The following is an 18591-nucleotide window of genomic DNA, read 5'->3' as shown; positions in this document are numbered from 1 at the left end:
TTTTACTTTTTCAAATCGTCGATCCGTATATCGAACCGGTCGTAATCAGCCGTCCGCCAGGCATTCCGCGCCGTGATGTGCGACAGGGCGAACAACGGCGAAAAGGTCCGCACGCCAATCGTCCGTCCGTCGGGCCTGAACTCTAAAATCCGCAGCCAGCAGTCGCCGCCGTTGCCGAACCAGCCGCCGTCGCCGGCCTGCGAGTTGAACATCATCTGGGGAATCCGGCGCCCGTCGGCCGCCCGGTCCACACGATAAGCCGAAGTCGTCCGGTAATCGATCCCAGCAACTCCGTCGGCACCGCTCTCCATGTCGATCTTCGGAGGAGTCCCCGTATGGCCGCAGAGCACCAGACAAATGTTCTTCGAAGGATAGACCAGTTTCTCCCAAACGGCCTGCGGCCAGTTTCGGGGCGTAAGTTTGTAGCCCTCGCCTTTTTTGCGACTGCCGTCCGTATCGAGAAACGAATGGGTCAGAACGATTACCCGGTGGTTGCGGTATTTTTCCGACTCGATCAGACCGCGCGCCCAGTCGAGCGCCTCGTCGCGGGGCGCGAATTCGAAAGCGATCACCAGCAGATCGCCCCACGCCGCATCATGGAATTCATAGGCGGCATTCTCCAGCGTATGAACATTTTCGTGATTGAGGCCGGCAGCGGCCAGATGCGCGACGATCTCGGTATTGCGTTCGGGATAGATGTACTGCGGCATCATCGAAAGACGATTTTCCGCCGCAACGTAGCCCACGTCGTGATTCCCCTGACAAACGATATAGGGAATCCGGCCGTCCAGCCGTTCCAAGGCTCGTGAAACGGCACTCCATTGCTGCCGCGACGTCTGGTCGCCGTTGTGGAAATGCACGGGATCGCCGCCTGTAAGCTGATCGTTCTGTTCCACCATGTCACCGGTGAACAGTGCGGCCCGAATTCGCAGCCGATCGATATTTTGAGCGACCCACGCCGTCATCAGTTCGAACAACGGCTGGTTGGCGGCGAATTTGATCTGGCTCTGCGGGTCGGGTATCAGAATCATGGAGAACGACCCCTCCTCTTCGAGTGTCGGCCGTACGGGAATTTGCGGCTCGCTGTGCCGCACTTGCGCAAAAAGCGTCAGTACCGCCGATCCTGCGATCAGCGACATCATCAATTTTTTCATTCGATGCGGATATTTCGGTTATCGTTTTGCCGGAAGCCGATGATTTTTCGGATAACTGAACGTATTGTCCAACAGCCATCGGCCTTTGTAAATCTTGAAATATTCGGGGCCCGTGTATACGGGAGTTCCGTCGATGGCGACCAACGCATTGGACCACCATTGTTCGGTCGGCCGCAGCACGATGGTCGGATAGCCGGAAGGGCCCGACGAGGCACTCTTCAAGTGTCGAAGCTCTTCGGCTACGACGACCTCGTCGAAGCGTTTGCGTTTCGGATCGAACTTATAGAGCCGTTCGGAAGTCGTCAGCCACAATTTACGCTCGCCGTAAGCCGGGAACAGATCGTGCGGGTCCGCGCCGCCGTCGGGCAGCGGAAGCGATTCGCAAAGCGTCAGGGCGGGAACTCCCTCCTTCAGCCCGTAAGCATAAGCATTGAGCGTCGTGTAAGCTGTTGCCCATAACACCTTGTTCTTCCGGTCCCAGACGACATTATGGCCCGACTTGAGCGGATAGACTGCGACGGCCTCGGTTGCCGGGAAACGGTCGTAGTCCACCCGGTAGATCTTGAGTTTGTCGCCAGCCGGCGTGTTACTGGTGCTGCAAGCCACAGCGATGTTACCGTCGGGCAATACTTCGGCCGAATGCGGAAATCCGCCGCCGCTGGCGGCATACCAGATCATCCGGTGGTCAGCGATGCGGATCAGTCCGATGCCGCCGTTCGAGACGACGAGAATACACAGCCCGCCGTAGACGGGCTTGATCTCCGTCGGGCAGTTGAACCAGTTCCGGTGTTCGGCAGGGAGTCCGGATTTCGAAACATCCCACGTCCATACGATCCGCTGCGTCGCAGCATCGGCGATCGCCACATAATGCCGGGCCTGCTCGGCCAGAACGATGTACCGCGTCTTTTTATCGGGTGCCGGCCGCCCGACTGCGGTTCCGACCGCAAACAGCAGGCTGACTGCAATTATAAAAATCGATTTATTCATTTTTTCAGTTTGGCTATTAATGATTCATGTCACTGCGGAACGGTATCGGTTCCGTTGAAAAAATAAGGGGCATAACGGTATCCTTCCTGATCGTACAACTCCTTCAGGCGAAACAGCCGACGGGAAAAATCGGGAAAATCACGTCGATCGCAACTCCACGCCACTTCGGCAAGCGCAGCCAAACGGGGCAACAGCATATGCTCGACCTGTCGGAAATCGACCATATATTCCCGCCATATATTTCCCTGCACGCCCAGTATGCACTGTCGCTGACCGCCGTCGAGACCTTCGTAAGGCGAAAATTCGTATGCCCGGCGTACGGTTACGTACGGAACGTCGTCGGGTCGTCCCGTGGCGACCGTTTCCCGTTCGACCCGTGCCGGATCATGCGTCTGATAGTAATCGAAATAGAAGTAATCGCAGGGAACCATGACGACCCGATTGCCGTGTCGCGCCGCCTCGATGCCGCCACGGGTCCCGCGCCACGACATGACGGTAGCGTCCTGCGATACGCCGCCTTCGAGAATCTCGTCCCAGCCGATCAGACGGCGGCCGCGGTCACGGAGCCATTCCTCGATCCGGCGGACCAGATAACTTTGCAGTTCGGCCTCGTTCCGCAGCCCCTCCCGACGGATACGTTCTTGACAGAACGGACACGATTTCCAGCGTTTGCGCGGCGATTCATCCCCGCCGATGTGAATATATTCCGACGGAAAGAGTTCGAGAACTTCGGTCAGCACATCCTTCAGGAATCCGAGCGTCGACTCTTTGCCGATGCACAGAACGTCCTCGCTCACGCCCCACGTCCGCATCACTTCATAAGGACCTCCGGTGCACCCGAGCCAGGGATAAGCCGCCAATGCCGCCACGGCATGACCGGGCATCTCGATTTCGGGAATCACCATAATACCCCGTTCGGCCGCATAGGCCACGACTTCGCGGATCTCGTCCTGCGTATAGTAGCCGCCGTACGGTTCGTCCGTATACTCGGAAGAGGTCCGATGGTCGCCGACAACCGTCCCGCGGCGTACGGACCCGGTTTGGGTCAGAGCCGGGTAACGGCGAATCTCGATCCGCCAACCCTGATCGTCAGTCAAATGCCAATGAAAGACATTGAGTTTGTGCAGGGCAAGGATGTCGATAAACCGCTTGACCTCGCCAATGGGTGAAAAATGGCGGCAGACGTCGAGCATGGCTCCGCGATAGGCGAAAAACGGTTTGTCGTGAATCCGTACAACGGGAATCGTTCCTCGGTTTTCGAACGCCAGTTGCCGCAAACTTTGCAGTCCGTACAGGACAGCGCTTACGGAACCGCCCCGCAGTTCGATACCCCGACGGGTAACATCAAGCACGTATTCCTCCCTGGCCAGCGAAGAATCGCCCGCAAGCGACAACGCAGGGGCCGCAGCATGGGATTCGAGAGCGAGTTTTCCTCCGAGAATCGGAGCTGCCATTTCCGAAAAAAGCCGGGCGGCCCCGAGCAAAGAGTCGGGGGCCGATACAACGGCTCCGGCTTTCAGCCGAAATGCGCCGACACCCCGTTCGACGGAGAGCGGACATGGAACAATGTCGAATGTTCCCGGCCGACCGACGACCGGATACAGACAACAAATGCCAATAAGTGTAATAAATCTTTTTATCAGAGTCATTCGTTCGATATTTGATTATTCCTCGGAAAGTTTAGTCACCCGCACATAGTCCACTTCCATTTCGACCGGCAATTTGGCATCCTCGATTTCTCCGGCCCAACCGCCGAGTGCAAGATTGAGAATCAAATAATAACGAGTCTTAAACGGCCACTGCATCTTTTGCCGTTCATCCGGGAGATGCAGGTTCATATGGCGAAACGTTTCTACGTCGTCGATATAAAACACCAGAGCGTCGTCGGAAATCTCGACCGCATAGCGATGAAACGCCTTGATGTCGATCTTGGGAGTCCGCTGATCGCCGGACGGTCCCACAGCAGTATGATGATGGATAAAGTGGCTGTGCACGGTCTGATAAACGAAATCATCGCAATTCAGATGTTCCATAATATCAATCTCCCCACAGGCGGGCCACCCCGGATATATCGGTTTTTCCGGCATCAGCCAAATGGCGGGCCAGGCTCCTGGCGCCAGTCGGCCGAACCGTGCTCCGACTTCGATCCGATGTCCCGGACCAAAAGCGATCTTACCCAAACTCCATATACCGCCGCATCTGTAAATCCCGTCTTTCTTCCGTGCCCGCAGGATCAGTTTCCCCTTCTTGACACTGGCTTCCCTGACACTCCCTGACATATGTTTCTGCCAGACAGGCGCACCGGCTGGAATAAAACTCCAGTATTCAGAATCAGGGATGCGCGACTTTTGATCGAAATCTTCCGAAAAGACAACGATTTCATGCCGTTCCGCAGACCTCTCTTTCAACGAAGTACAAGCCGGTGTTCCGGCCTGTACTTCCGTCGAAAGTAAAGAAAGCGAATATGCAAGCGCCCCGAAAAACAGTTGAGTTTTCATCCGCATCAGTTGCCGAGTCTGGTTACACGAACCCAATCGACCTCCATAAACGACGGGATATCTGCATCCTGAACCTCACTACGCCCGGCCGCACCTATCGAGAGTATCAGATAATACTGCCCTCGGAAAGGCCACTGCATCAACTCCGACTCGTTCGGAAAATGCTGATTCGCATAACGCATCGTCTCCTTGTCATTCGTGTAGAACACGATCTCTTCATCGGTCAAATCCGCCGAATAGACATTGAACGTTCCCTTGTTGTAATCTGCATAAGCAGCTTTCCCGGACGGTGTTTCCTGATAAATATCAATATAATGGGAATGGAGCGTCTGCTGAACGTAATCGTTCAGATAGCTGTGTTCCATAATATCGATCTCTCCGCCATGAGGCCATCCCGGGTAGATCTGGTACATAGGCTCCGGCATTAGCCAGATTGCCTGACCTATGCTGCCTGCATCTTCGACAAAACGAGCACAAACCTCGATCCGACAGTTGTTGAACCATTTCTTGCCCTGAGTCTTGATACCGCCCGAAACGACCTTGCCGTCTTTCTTCTCGATGGTAAGAATCAGCTTGCCATCCTTGACATAAGCCTGATCCGGACTGCCCGACATATAAATCTGCCAGGCTGCCGTACCATACGGAACATGTGACCAACTATCGTAATCCAACCCGTCTGCCTGGTCGAAATCATCGTAGAAAATAATTTCGTTCTCGGCCTCGGGCCATTTGGCGACATAAGCCGAAAGATATACGGTGTAATTCTCGGTACGTCCGTCTTTGGAGACAGCAAACTCCTGGCTTTCGGGCCATTCGCCCACAAGCGACTTGGGATCGGGTGCGATAGTGGCCCCTTCGGCCAGCCGGTAATCCACTCCGCTTATCTGTCCGCCGTACTGAATCTCCCCGATACGAGCCGTATGGTCGTCCGGATCGATGTCGGCATGATAATTCAACTCACCGATCGTCAGAACAAACGATTTCAGCAGTGCATCATCCGCCGGCTCTCCGGAACTGTCCGAAGAACAAGCTGCCGTCAGAACAGACAATGCACCGAGCAATAAAGCATTTATTTTCATATTCATTCTAATTCTTAGGTTCATCAATCATCCCAATCGAAATACTCATAGGGAATCGCATACTCCCACCAATCATAGGTCACAGTTCCGGACGAGCATCCGAGGAATACGGAATATTTACTGCCGAACTTAATCTTGCTCGATCCTCCGTCCGACCCGTCGGCGGCATAGGAATTGAACGCCACTCCGTCGAGCAACCATTCGTAACGTGTGTATCCGTCAACAGTTTCCGACATCCGTAATCCGATTTCATGAGGCGCGGAAGGATCGAATGCAATATTTTTGTGCACGGCTGTACTATTGGCGTTACGCACCGATATATCCGTAGTTTTCTTTCCGGCATTCAGATGCCAGCGGATTTCAAAATCGCCGTTGCAGAAATAAAGCGTCGACACTGCCGTCGCATCCCATTTCTTGATACGAATCTTGTAATTTCCCGTACGGAACTCATAGCGCAGCAATCGACCCGGCGAGAAGGTAACGTCGCCGTCGGCAAATGAAGCAGTTCCCTGATTTACCGACCATTTGGTCTGTTCCCCGCTGTTGAACTCGTAATGTTCCGGAACGGGATCGTTCGCCTGGCGGAGAACAATGCGCTTTTCGACCTGCGTTACGCCCTCCGCTTTGATTGTCCGGAGGATAATCGTCGCATTGCGGATCGAGGTGTTCGGATTTTCACCGATCGTAATAACCAGTTTATCCGAGCCTTCGAACGAGGTTTTCTCAAACGAGAACCACACCTGCTGTTCGTCTTCACGTGAAACAGTCCATGAAGCATTGGAAACAACATCAAGACTATATGTTTTCGCCGTATAATCGGTTTTAATTAATGTTTCCGCCGGATCAAGTTGTACGCCGACTTGTGCTACGGTTACTACATGTACCGTTTCGCCGTGGCGGTCGCAAATCACAAGATCAGCGTACCGCCGTTCGCCCTTATTTTCATCGGCAGAGAAGGCGATCTCACCATCGCCTGAACCAGCCAAATCCGACGAAACATTCAGCCACGAGGCGTTCTCGCCAAGACGCACACTCCAATCCTGATTCGAACGGATCTTAAAACTACCCGAACTGCCGGTCTGAATCAATTCGACGTTATCGGCATCTTCCAGATCGAGATAAGCGATTCCTTTCTGTCGGACCTGAATCCATTTACCGATCCAATAATCGCTTCGGATAATCAGCGTATCGATCCGGTCGTCGAGGGCCGAATTGTCCGAATAGCGGACTTCGACATCGAAAATTTCACCGGATGTTCCTTCGGCGGGAGTAATCGTACACCAATCGTCGTGCAGTCCATAGACTCTCCACGGATCGGTCGATTTCACCTGCAATCGGATCGGACTGGGTGCGGTCGCTTCAAGGATGTAGGCATCCTCCGCCTTATAGCGCAAATCGACCCATTTCTGTGGTTCGTCGTCCTGACATGCCATTGCGAACAGCATTGTCAGCAAGGCCGGAAGCGCCGCGTAGACGCTCCGACCGTAAGATTTTCGAAATAGGAGTTTCATGCCAGATACATTTTAGAGAGGCTTATACTCGAACGATTCGATCGTCATCGTACCGGTGCCGGACTCGATGCCGAAAAGATAATTGAATCCGGCTTGCGTGCTGCCTTCTTGCCATACATCGCCGACATTGGCACTGTTGTCGAGTACCAGCACGTCATTGATCCAGACCTTTCTCGAAAGAGTCTTGTTCTGCTGGGTGCCGCTTCTTTCGGTCGGTTCGATTCGCAAACGGAGCGACCGGAGTTCCCTGACATCCGTGGGATACGAGCCTTCGGTAAACTGCTTGGCGTCATTCCAAAGTCCGCCCCAACCGTTGTCAAAACCAAAATGAACCTTTTGTCCGTTAACCGTAACCTCACCTCCTGCCGTCAACTGATGATCGTTGTTGCCGAAACGCAGCATCAGATACACACTACCGGCCCAATTGTTGATCGAGAAATAACCCGACTCGAGATTTACTTCGGAGAATTTCCAGATAAACTCACCGTACTTGTACTCGCCTTTGCTCTTGACACGCGCATTGCCAGCGGTTGCGGTCAGCGTATTGCCGTCCAATTGCCCGCTTTCAGGGGTAACGGCCGTCTCCTGCGTAACGGTCATGGTCTGTGTCTCAAGCGGCGAATTTTCAGCCGCCGCCTTCAGCACAACCGCGATCTTCTCATCCGCAAAAGCCCGGGCAAAAGGAAGTTTCACTGAGAACGACTCCCCGTCAATTTTCTCAACCTCGGCATATGTATTCTCCGAAGATACGATCCACTCGACATTGGCGTCTACATAGTAGGTTTTCGTGTCACCCGCATATCCGAAAAACAGCTCCGTTTCGGGGTTTTCCAACGGGCGGAACTCCATTCTCCATCCCTCTTGTACGACTTCGATAGTTTCGGTTTCGAGATCGGTCCTCACGGTCACCACCGCTGTGCGACGCAAACCGTCGCTGACAGAAGCCGTTACAGTTACCGTTATGGGATCGTCTGACGCAGTACCGGATGACTTGTCCAGCGTCAGCCATTTCTGGTCCGACTCGGCTGTCCAGTCGCGGTTGGAAACCACGGTAAAGGATGCGGAACCGCCATCTTTTGAAATTTCCTCCCGGGGTTGCAGCTCCGAAAGCGTCAGATTGCCCTGACCGGTCTGTCTGACCGTAATAACCGTCGGCTCGGCAATTCCGTCTGCCTCGATCGTAATAGCGGCCGTTCGGCTCTCATAAGTCGGGTTGTCTTTCATTTTGATCGTAACCTCCTCGACCAGCGAACTTACGGCACTCAACGAAGGCGAAACCGAACACCACGGACGCTCGGCGAAACCCTCGCCGCAATCAACCGTAATTCGCCATGGAGTATTGGAACTGACATTGAAAGTAATGTTCTCGGGCAATGTCGGATCAGCGACATACGTATTTTGGGCGTCCGTAGCGAGTTTCGGCAGGATTTCGCCCTGCGTATCCACCGTATTTTCCTGGCAGGCGACGAACCCCGCCGCAGCTGCGATAACGGTCATTAACCGGAATGACTGCATGAATTTTCGAATTTTCATAATCGTAATAGGTTGTTTGATTTTTTCGTACTGTTTTGCTTGGGGTCCGTTACCAGCCCGTATTTTGCGGAGCGAGATTCGGATTTTTGTAGAGTTCCGACTGGGGGATCGGATAGAGATACATCCGGTCGGCCCATGTCCGTTGTTCGCAGACTTTCCGACGGAACGTATACTCGCTCCCCGTGCGGGTAATCTCCACGCCGTGGATGCGGCGCTGGGTCGCGTCGCCGATTTTCCAGCGGCGAACGTCCCAGAACCGGTGATCCTCGAAAGCGAACTCCACACGCCACTCGTTGCGGAGCGCGGCAATGAAGTCGGTCTTGCCAGTGACGGTAATATCGGGCATTCCGACATTGGCACGCACCTGATTGATCGCCCACCGGGCCGAATACAGATAGGTTTCATCCGTGTAGTCCGGGTCACCGAATGCCTCGATCATCGACTCGGCATAGGTCAGCAGCGTCTCGGCATAACGGTAAACGATCCAATGGTGCTTGTTGGAAACCGGCGTGTTGGGATTGAGATTCGTGGATTCCTGAATATATTTGCGCAGAAAATACCCCGTGGGCGAACCGCCCTCGGCAATCGACGCATAATCACTGCCGCCGACATAAGTTTCGATCATCGAGCCCTTAAACTGACTGCCGTTTGCGAGAATGGTCCGGGCGAAACGAAGATCCCGATTTGCATACGGAGTTTGAGCATTGAACTGCGGGTCGTCGCACTGCCAGCCGTTCACGCCCAAAGTCACCGGATAGCCGTTCTTCGTCTGGAAGGCATCGACCAATTCCTGCGTCGGGAAAGTCCCCGTGGCGGCAGTCGTTCGGCGGCCTTCGGTAAAGCGGATCGGGAAGTTGCGAAGTTCGAACGTGTTGTCATCGCTGTTCATACGCAGCAGGACGACCTCCGGCGAAGTGATGTTATTGCTTTTATCCGCCGGATCGAGAGAATAGAGACCCGTCTCGATCAGATCCAGCGCTGCCTTCGCCGAACGTTTCCAACGCTCGACATCCATCGAAGGATTGTGCAGCTCGCTCGCCGCATAGAGCAGTGCCTTGGATTTGAGTGCGAGTGCGAAGCCCCGGGTGATACGTCCCGTCTCGTTACCCGGCTCGCCGACATACGTATTGGGCAGGTTGCCGTCGGCGGCACATGCATCGCATTCGGCGACAATGAACCCGATCACTTCGTCGAACGACATCTTGCCGATCGTATTGGCCTCCTCGATGGTCAGCACCCGGGTCGGCATGGCAATGTCGCCATAACGCCGGGCCAGTTCGAAGAAATAGAACGCCCGCAGCATCCGAGCCTCGTAGGGGAAATAGCGGAGCTGCCTTTCCCAATTCGGATAACTCGGTCCGTACTCGAACCGGGAAAAGTCCACATCGGCGATCGAAGCGATGAATTCGTTCGCCGCACGGATGCCGTTATAGAGCGACCAGGCCGTATCGTGCGTTCTGAGCGCCGACCAGTTGCCGTTGTTGAAATCCTGCACGCCGCCCCCGGTATTGCCGAATTCGGCATCGTCCGAGGCGCAGTCGCGCATCGCCTCTTCGACCGCCCCGAAATCCTGGGGAATGTACGAATAGACGTTGGTGAGCATTTGCTTGGTATTGTCGAAATACTTATAGATATTGTCGTGCGTATTGAGTCCGTTCGTTTCGTCGAAGTCGAGGTAATTGCACGAAACGAAAACGGCAGCACTCAACAAGGTCGTTATGATTCGATATGTTTTCATCCTGTATACCGGTTAAAAATTGAACTTCACGCCTGCCCAGTACGACCGCACCGAAGGATACGCAGCCCCCAACTGTTCGGGATCAACGGTTTTCAGATTGTCCAGACTGAAGAGGTTCGTACCTTGCAGATAAATCTTCATATCCGCGAAGCGAAGAATCCGTTTGGGCAGCGTATAGGCAACGGTCAGGTTACGCAGTTTGATGAAGGAACCGTCCCGATACCAATACGAATTGTTCCGGTAGTTGTTCGCATTCGACAGGGTTGTCAGTCGCGGCATGGTCGCCTCCGAAGCACGTTCGGGCGACCACGGGATCTCGTGATCGAGCAGCGTTTGCGAAATGTTACCGTTGCCGATCAGCGGTTTGTAGAGCGGACAGTCGAGCAGATTGACCGTGCGCCCCGTCATGCCCTGAAAATCGGCAGACAGTTCGATCCCTTTGTAACCGGCATGGAACCCGAAGCCGAAATAGAAACGGGGAACACTCGATCCGTGCATCCGGACCATATCCAGATCGTCGATCCGGTTGTCGCCGTTCTGGTCACGGTATTTGAAATCGCCGGGACGCACCGTCGAGAACGTCTGTACGGGACTTTCGTTGATCTCCATCTGGCTTTGGAAAATGCCGACGACCTCCAGCCCGTAACTTTGCCCCACCCGGTTGCCCCGGTGGTAGAGATAATCATAGGGCTGATACTCCTGACCGTCGACGATCACCTCGCTGTCCAGATAGGAGGCGTTGGCGTAAACTCCGTAGGAGAAATCCTTGCGGCGGTCGTTCCAGGCAATCGAGGCGTCGAATCCCCGGTACTCATGCTCGCCGGCCGGTTGCAGCCCCACGCCGATGCCGATGATACCCGACACGGTGGCCCCGGAAGAGATCAGGATATGGCTGCGCCGCTCGAAAAATCCCTCGACGGAAGCCGTGAAACGATTACCGAACGAACGCAGATCGAGCCCCACGGTTACCCGGCGGGACTCCTCGGGGACAAGCCCTTCGGCCGCGAGATTCCCTTCTGCCAAACCGGAATAGGCCGCGACGTTGTTGGAAAAATAGTAACCGTGCGCATTCGTATTCCCGAACGACTGACGCCACAGTTCGTGCGACAGATTCCCGTCCCACCCCGAAATGCCGTAAGAAGCGGATAATTTGAGCAGATCGAGCTGCTTTGCGTTTCGCAGGAAGGGTTCTTCGGAAAGGACCCAGGCGGCGTTTACCGCCGGATAAAAGTGGAACGCATCGCCCTCGGGCAGATAGGCCGAACCCGAATAATTGCCGACGACATTCACCGTATAGCGATTGTCGAACGTGTAGCCGACTGTAGCGAGAACCGATTGCCGACGAACCGAGTTATTCCGACCGTTGGCCGTGTAGGCCTGCTGATCGTAAATCACGGCCGCCTGCACATGATGTTGGCTCCAACAACGGTCATAACCGATTTTAGCCTGCAAATCGGACCGCATGTATAACGAGTAGAAATTCTGACTGTGGCCGACAACTTCCGAATCCTTGCCGTAAACGGCCGGATGGGTGATCAGCGTTCCGTCCGTAGAAACGGAGGCCTGCGCATCCTTATAACGATAAGTCTTCGTCGCCTGATCGAACATGGAGCCGACATTGTCGAAAGCCACCGACACCTCTGCCGAGAGGCCGGGGGTCAGCGCATCAAGATTCTGCCGTAACGACAAATCCCCCAAAAGCATTCCGATGGTCTGCCGGTAATTGCCGCTGTCCATCAACAAAGCTACCGGATTATTGGCCCCGTAAATACTCGTACCGCCGTAAAGGCCGTCGTCATCGTATCGTATGGGAAAAGCAGCCGAAGGCGTGTTATAAAGGATGTTGTAAATATCTCCGTAATTGGCACGGTTTGTCTCAGCGATCTTGCCCATCACGTTCAGCCGCATCCGCGTCGAACGGGTTATGTCCACATCGATGTTGGCCCGAATGTTCAAGCGAACATCCGTCGGATCGGTTTTGTACCGGGATTCGTTTTCATTGCTGCGAAAAAAGCCCCGGTCGTGCATATAATCCACGGCCGTATAATAACGAAACTTGCGCGACCCTCCATCGAATGTAAGATTGAGGCGATGATTCGACGCTGTGGTGTTGTAGACTTCATTCCACCAATCAACATTCGGATAATACGACGGATGTTTTCCGCTGCGGAACGCATTCAGTTCGTAGGCATTGTAACGAAGCGAAAGGCCGTCATTCGTAAGCGCCTCGTTGAGCGAACGGGCATAGGTAAAGGCATCGGCAAATTCCGGTGCGCGAAATTGCGTGCTGACGCCGTACTGATAGCCGACACCCACTTTCAGCTTGCCGGGCGTTCCCCGCCGCGTGGAGACCATCACGACCCCATTCGCACCGCGCACACCGTAGAGTGCAACCGCTGCGGCGTCCTTCAGCACGACGACCGATTCGATCTCCTGTACCGTAAGATTCTTAAGATCCCGCGGGAAACCATCGACAAGTACCAGCGGAGCCTGTCCGTGAATCGACAGCGAAGCGATGTTATCGGCCGTCGTGCCGACTCCCTGATAAACATTCAGTCCGGCGATTCGTCCGTAAAGGGCTTTGGCCGCATCAATCTGCGGCGCATTGTCCAGCACTTCGCGGCCCACTCCCGCCTGTGTCCAGGCGCTCCGATCCCGGTCGACACCGATCCCGTAGCCGAGACTTATGGTATCGGGAGCACCTACGACCGGAAAACCTTCGTTCTGCCGGGCGGAGGCAGATAACAGACACCCCGCAAACAGCAATATTATAATGGTATTTTTCATATTCTGTAATTATTTAGAGACCCCACATGCTACCAGCCCGGATTCTGGGTCATGCCATATCCCTTGTTTATCTCCGTAAGAGGGACAGGTGCCAGATACCATTTGGTATCCCAGGTGTTTCTCCATGTCCGGTCATCCAACACAAAGGGTTTGAAAGAGAAAGCCGTAGGGTTTTGAGAATTGTTTCCGGTCGATGTCAGCCCATAGAGCTGTTTACGGAAATCCGCTTCGCGGCCCCAGCGGATGAGATCGAACCAGCGAACCTCCTCGAACCCGAATTCGAGCGCCCGTTCGCGCAGCACAGCCTCCCGGAACTCGTCCTTCCCCATTTTCTCGTGGAGCGCAGACAATCCGACACGTTCTCGAACTTCATTGACACAATCATAGGCCGTTGTATTGGGCATGCCGACATACTCGTTGATCGCTTCGGCATAGCTCAGCAATACTTCCGACAGACGCAAATAAGGCCAATGTGCCGGTTGACCGTTGCGGTCATTGAAATCTCTCAAAATGAATTTCATCTGAAAGAATCCGCTGCTGGGGCTGACATAATTCAAATGGTTGGTATACAAAGGTGCCAATGTCCCGTCGTAATAGGTGTCACCCGGCACGACGCAGGTTTCATAAAGGCGCGGGTCTCTCGTAGGCGTGCCGTCCAATGCGAAAAACGGTTGTTTCGAAGGACGCTCCCAGTCGAAATCTTCCGGGAACTCCGCACCGTCGGCCCAAGGGAACATATTGACGTAATTGAGCGTCGGGCCGGAGCGTACGCGCTCTTTATAAAAATCCGCATGAATCGAATTGTCATATCCCCGACGGGTCGAAATAAGAATTTCCGGACTGCTGCGTTCGAAATATCCGGATCGGTATGCTTGTCGACGATCTTCAGGCTTCTCCGTTACGGGTCGGACCAATTCATATTGCCTGTTTTTATCCAACTCGTCGAGAAAAGCCTTGCCCGCTTCAACTGCCTTGCCCCAACGTTCCCGATCGTAATTCCCGTAACAAGAATATGCATCGGCTTTGGCATGGTACGGCGTCGCCGAATTGAAAGTCGGGGACGCGGCGAACAACAATACCCTTAACTTGAGAGCCATAGCCCCAGCCTTCGTCATACGGCCTGCATCCGTATCAGATGCTTTCCACTCCAAAGCTGGAGCCGCCTCATCGAGCAGCTGCACGATATAATCAACCGTTTCCGCGAAAGTATTGCGCGGATAATGCATCTCTTCATTGGCCGCAACCGAATGTTTTAACAATGGCACGCCGCCCATATAACGCAACATTTCGGCATAAGCAAGCGCAATGATCATCTTCGCCTCGGCCACGCGTTCCCTGCGGGCCGAGGAGGTAATATCCGGAATCCGGTCCGCATTCTCGATATAGATCCATGCATAACGGATCGCGTTGTATTCCGGTTCCGAACCGAAGCGATAGGCTTCGCGTCCTTGAAGATCGCTCGTGCCGATATTGGAACTCAACGCACCGTTATAATAAAGGTTGACCGGACCATCACTCATATTGTTGCGAAAACTGTAATGAAGATCCGTAATAGCTTCAAGAATATTCACCCCTAATTTGTCATAAGGACGATCTCCTGTCGGCAAACCATAAGGCAAATAAGTATACGCTTTGGTTAGGACTCGGTCTGCATTGACCGCCGAACTGAACATTTCGTCGAGTGTAGCTCCCGAACTTTCGGGATGGTCGCCGAGAAAATCATCTCCGAAACGGATATCCGAACACGACGCTAACAACAGGCAGACTACCGCTGCCCATATGTGGATTTGTTTCATAATCAGAAAGATTTAAAAGGTGACATTCAGACCGACACTATACACTTTGACCAGCGGATAAGCTCCATTATTGTTAGTCAGGGATTCCGGATCGATGAAATCAAGTGGAGTGAATGTCAACAGGTTGTATCCAGTCAACGAAATGCCCAGTTTTTTGATTCCTACCGAAGCGAGGCGTTTGCTGTTCGAGAACGTATAACCGACCGACAATGTTTTCAGACGCAGATAGCGGGCATTGCGTAGCCAAAGCGTAGAAGCGGAAGAATTCCAAACCTCCGATTTTTCAGCAGCACGCGGTAACGTTCCGGTCTGATGCTCGGGTGTCCAGCAATCATCATAAAAATATTGGAGTAACCCGCGGCCACCCGCATTCGTATAGGGAATACGGTACTCGATCTCCATCATCTTGTTGACATGCGTCGCTCCCGTCCACTGCATTGAGAAGTTAAGCCCTTTCCAATTGAATCCGGCATTCAGACCGAAAACGTATTCGGGTCGGGTCGAGTAGCCGGTCACCATCGTATCGTCACTGTCCACAATCCCGTCGCCATTCAGATCGGCATACATGGCATCGCCGGGTGCAACAGCGACATAAGGCTGTGGCAAGGAAGAATCGAGAACCATGTTTCCTTTGGAATCAACCGTAAAGTCGCTATTCTGATACAGCCTTTCGAATTTGTAAAGTCCCGTATAGCGTCCGGTCGGACCGCCGGTCTGATGCTGATAAGCGAACTGGCTCTTCACCTCGTCCATGTACAGAATCTTGTTCCGGGCGAACGACACGTTGGCATTGACGTAATAGTTGAATCCGCGCCGTGTCGTTTCCTTCCACCCCAAGGCGATTTCGTAACCGTGATTGTCCACTTCGCCGATATTCAGCGCGGGCAGACCCGCCGCAATAATGCCAGGGGTTGAGTTAGGCGACAGGAGAATGCCCGTACGGTGTTCAAAGAAATAATCGAAATTCAGGGAAAGCCGATCCGAGAAGAAGTTTGCGTCGATACCGTAGTTCTGCTTGTCGGCCGTTTCCCATGTTACATCGGTATTGCCCAACGTACCTTCCCCGTAAGCTTCCAAACTGTTCGGGTTGTTAATTCCAAAGCTGTAAGAGCCGTTTTGTGACCAAACGCTCGGCATATACATAAAACGCGCCCCACTCAGATCGTTACCTACACGTCCCCAGGATGCACGGAATTTGAGATAGCTGATCGCATTTTGATGACGCATAAATCCCTCTTCGCTCAAAACCCAGCCTACTGATGCCGACGGAAAAGCTCCGTAACGTGTTTTCCCGGGCGCGAAATTCTCCGATCCGTTGTACCCGATATTCACATCGACGAGGTATTTGTTCCGATAGCCGTAGGTCACCCGGCCGACATACCCCACATAACTGCGCGGGATATACTGAAACGTACCGCCGCCCGCCACAGGATAGTAGTCACGCGACTGATTGTAGAGAAACATGGCCGACACCTTGTGGTCGCCGCTCACACCGAACGAACGCGAATAATTGATTTTGGCTTCGATATACCAGTTCCGATCACGCCCATAATCGTTTTCCGAATAATTCAGCGGTTGATCTTTGCTATAATCGGGTGCAGCCTCCGAGGCCGGAATGTAAACGATGGTCTTATCGTAATCCGGATCAGTCTGTGGTTTGGTCGGATCTTCAAGATACGATTTATAATAAGCCCTCTGATATTCCTGCCGCCATCCATTGGCAGTACGGCTTTTCGTTAGATTAAAACGATTGTCGTAAGCGCCTTTGATCGAAACCGACAGACCTTTAGTCAGAAAATCAAAATTTTGTATGATCTCCGCATCACAATTAAGCGTGGTACGGTAGATCTGCTCATACCCGTAGCCGAAAAAGGTGCTGTATCCGTCGCGCAATTCGATCGTAGACGGAATGAACCCTGCCGGGATCAACGTCCTTTTACCGTTGACAAAGCCCGGACTGGACATCGGCACGGCCCAGATCGTTGCATAGACCCATTCGTTGCCATCGGCGACCGTCAGCGGATTCTGACTCTTGCCCACATTGCCGCCGATGCCGATTTTCAAGGCAGTCGTCCGCGTCAGATCGAAATCCACATTCGCCCGGTAATTATAGCGGTTGTAGCTGTAATTATTGTCGTAATCGAGGTATTTCGTCTGTTTCAACACGCCGTTCTGATAGAGATACCCGAGCGAAACGAAATAACGCACGTTCTGACCGCCGCCCGAAATGTTGATATTATTCTTCGTTTGCAGAAAAACACTGTTGAACATCTTATCCTTCCACCGGACGTTCGGATACATAATCGGATCGGAACCGGTACGATAAGCCTCGATGGCCTCCCGGCTGAAATACTGCGTTTTGTCAGTCACGCCGTCGTTCTGTTGTTTGATATTCCAGAAACGGGCATACTCATAGCTGCCAGTCTGCTGGACATAGGAAAGCGGCTGCTGCACACCTGTAATCGAACTGACGGAGATTGAGGGGCGACCTTCCTGTCCGCGTTTGGTCGTGATGAGAATAACGCCGTTGGCACCACGAACACCGAAAACCGCTGTCGAGGCAGCGTCTTTCAGAATCGAGAAATTCTCTATTTCATTCGGGTCGATCTGCGAAAATTCGCGTTCCACACCGTCGACCAACACCAGAGGTGCCGCATAATTGCTGTTCAGCGAACCAACACCGCGGATATAGATCGTTGCGGCGTCGTTACCCGGCTGTCCGGAGGTCTGTACGGTCGCCACGCCGGGAACCGAACCGGCCAATACATTGGTAATGCTTGCGACGGGCGCCTTGACCAGTTCCTCGGTATCGATCGTTGCCAAAGCTCCGGTAATCGACGCCTTGGTCTGCGTGCCGTAGCCGATGATAACCACATCGTCGAGCCGTGCGGCATCCTCTTCCAGCGTAACATCGAGCTGCGTACGGGTCGAAACGGAAGACTCAACGGTCTTATAACCCAGATAAGAGAAAGTCAGAATAGCTTCGGCGCTCTTCACGTCGATGGTGTAGAGACCATTGGCGTCGGTAGCGGTTCCGTTCGTCGTTCCCTTCTCGACGACGGAGACACCGATCAACACATTGCCGCCGGCATCCCTGACCGTTCCCCGAACAGTAACCTTACGGAAAGGCGTATCGGCCGGAGGCGTCTTCGCTGCCTCTTTCCGCGTATACAGGACGACCTGCCGTTCGGAAATCCCGAATTCGGTCTTCTCATCCAAGATTCGGCGAAGTATTGTTTCCAGCGAGGCGTTACGGACATTGAGGCTTATTTTCCGTTCAAGATCCATCGTCTTGTCCTTGTACAGAAAAATATAACCTTCGTCCGTTTCGATTTGTTTGAGCACCTCTTTCAGCGGTTTGTCTTTCACACGCAGAGAGATACTCGTATTCTGAGCCAGAAGAGCGCCGCCTGCCCACAAACAGAAGGACAGGCACAGCAAACATCCCTTTTTCAGAACATGGGTTCGTAGATTTTGATTCATATAGGTTTGATTTTCAGATATAACA

General features: G+C 53.4%; 11 protein-coding genes. All 11 read right to left on the bottom strand.

Features of this window, described 5'->3' with window-relative positions; translation table 11 throughout:
* Nucleotides 1–2 precede the first annotated feature (2 nt).
* From NQ519_RS12700 to NQ519_RS12650, 11 genes are read right to left on the bottom strand one after another with little or no spacing between them, the layout of a single operon-like run.
* Entirely contained in the window at nucleotides 3–1154 is a 1152-nt protein-coding gene (locus NQ519_RS12700; RefSeq protein ID WP_019150783.1) for a metallophosphoesterase, read from the bottom strand.
* A gap of 18 nt (nucleotides 1155–1172) precedes the next feature.
* Complete coding sequence (locus tag NQ519_RS12695) at nucleotides 1173–2141, bottom strand: DUF6528 family protein (protein ID WP_019150784.1); 969 nt, start codon at nucleotides 2139–2141, stop codon at nucleotides 1173–1175.
* A 29-nt stretch (nucleotides 2142–2170) separates the two neighbouring features.
* The gene (locus NQ519_RS12690; protein ID WP_083871008.1) at nucleotides 2171–3790 is read right to left on the bottom strand and encodes a beta-N-acetylhexosaminidase; all 1620 of its coding nucleotides are present in this window, start codon (nucleotides 3788–3790) and stop codon (nucleotides 2171–2173) included.
* A 15-nt stretch (nucleotides 3791–3805) separates the two neighbouring features.
* Nucleotides 3806–4639: a glycoside hydrolase family 16 protein gene (locus tag NQ519_RS12685; protein WP_227901101.1), complete on the bottom strand. Its 834-nt coding sequence runs from the start codon at nucleotides 4637–4639 to the stop codon at nucleotides 3806–3808.
* Nucleotides 4640–4644: 5 nt separating this feature from the next.
* Nucleotides 4645–5724 (bottom strand): DUF4971 domain-containing protein, encoded by a 1080-nt coding sequence (locus NQ519_RS12680; protein ID WP_229092003.1) that lies wholly within the window; start codon nucleotides 5722–5724, stop codon nucleotides 4645–4647.
* Between the two features lie 17 nt (nucleotides 5725–5741).
* On the bottom strand, nucleotides 5742–7229 hold the full coding sequence (locus tag NQ519_RS12675) for a BACON domain-containing protein (protein ID WP_019150787.1): 1488 nt from the start codon (nucleotides 7227–7229) through the stop codon (nucleotides 5742–5744).
* Between the two features lie 12 nt (nucleotides 7230–7241).
* Complete coding sequence (locus NQ519_RS12670; RefSeq protein WP_019150788.1) at nucleotides 7242–8762, bottom strand: BACON domain-containing protein; 1521 nt, start codon at nucleotides 8760–8762, stop codon at nucleotides 7242–7244.
* 49 nt (nucleotides 8763–8811) lie between these two features.
* The gene (locus NQ519_RS12665) at nucleotides 8812–10500 is read right to left on the bottom strand and encodes a RagB/SusD family nutrient uptake outer membrane protein (protein ID WP_019150789.1); all 1689 of its coding nucleotides are present in this window, start codon (nucleotides 10498–10500) and stop codon (nucleotides 8812–8814) included.
* A 12-nt stretch (nucleotides 10501–10512) separates the two neighbouring features.
* Nucleotides 10513–13287 (bottom strand): SusC/RagA family TonB-linked outer membrane protein, encoded by a 2775-nt coding sequence (locus NQ519_RS12660; RefSeq protein ID WP_044118628.1) that lies wholly within the window; start codon nucleotides 13285–13287, stop codon nucleotides 10513–10515.
* Between the two features lie 29 nt (nucleotides 13288–13316).
* Nucleotides 13317–15083, bottom strand: a complete 1767-nt coding sequence (locus tag NQ519_RS12655) for a RagB/SusD family nutrient uptake outer membrane protein (protein WP_019150791.1) — start codon at nucleotides 15081–15083, stop codon at nucleotides 13317–13319.
* A 12-nt stretch (nucleotides 15084–15095) separates the two neighbouring features.
* On the bottom strand, nucleotides 15096–18566 hold the full coding sequence (locus NQ519_RS12650; RefSeq protein ID WP_227901102.1) for a TonB-dependent receptor: 3471 nt from the start codon (nucleotides 18564–18566) through the stop codon (nucleotides 15096–15098).
* Between the last annotated feature and the right edge of the window lie 25 nt (nucleotides 18567–18591).

The sequence above is a fragment of the Alistipes senegalensis JC50 genome (assembly GCF_025145645.1).
In the GTDB taxonomy this organism is placed as follows: domain Bacteria; phylum Bacteroidota; class Bacteroidia; order Bacteroidales; family Rikenellaceae; genus Alistipes; species Alistipes senegalensis.
This window is presented reverse-complemented; position numbering and strand designations above follow the sequence as displayed.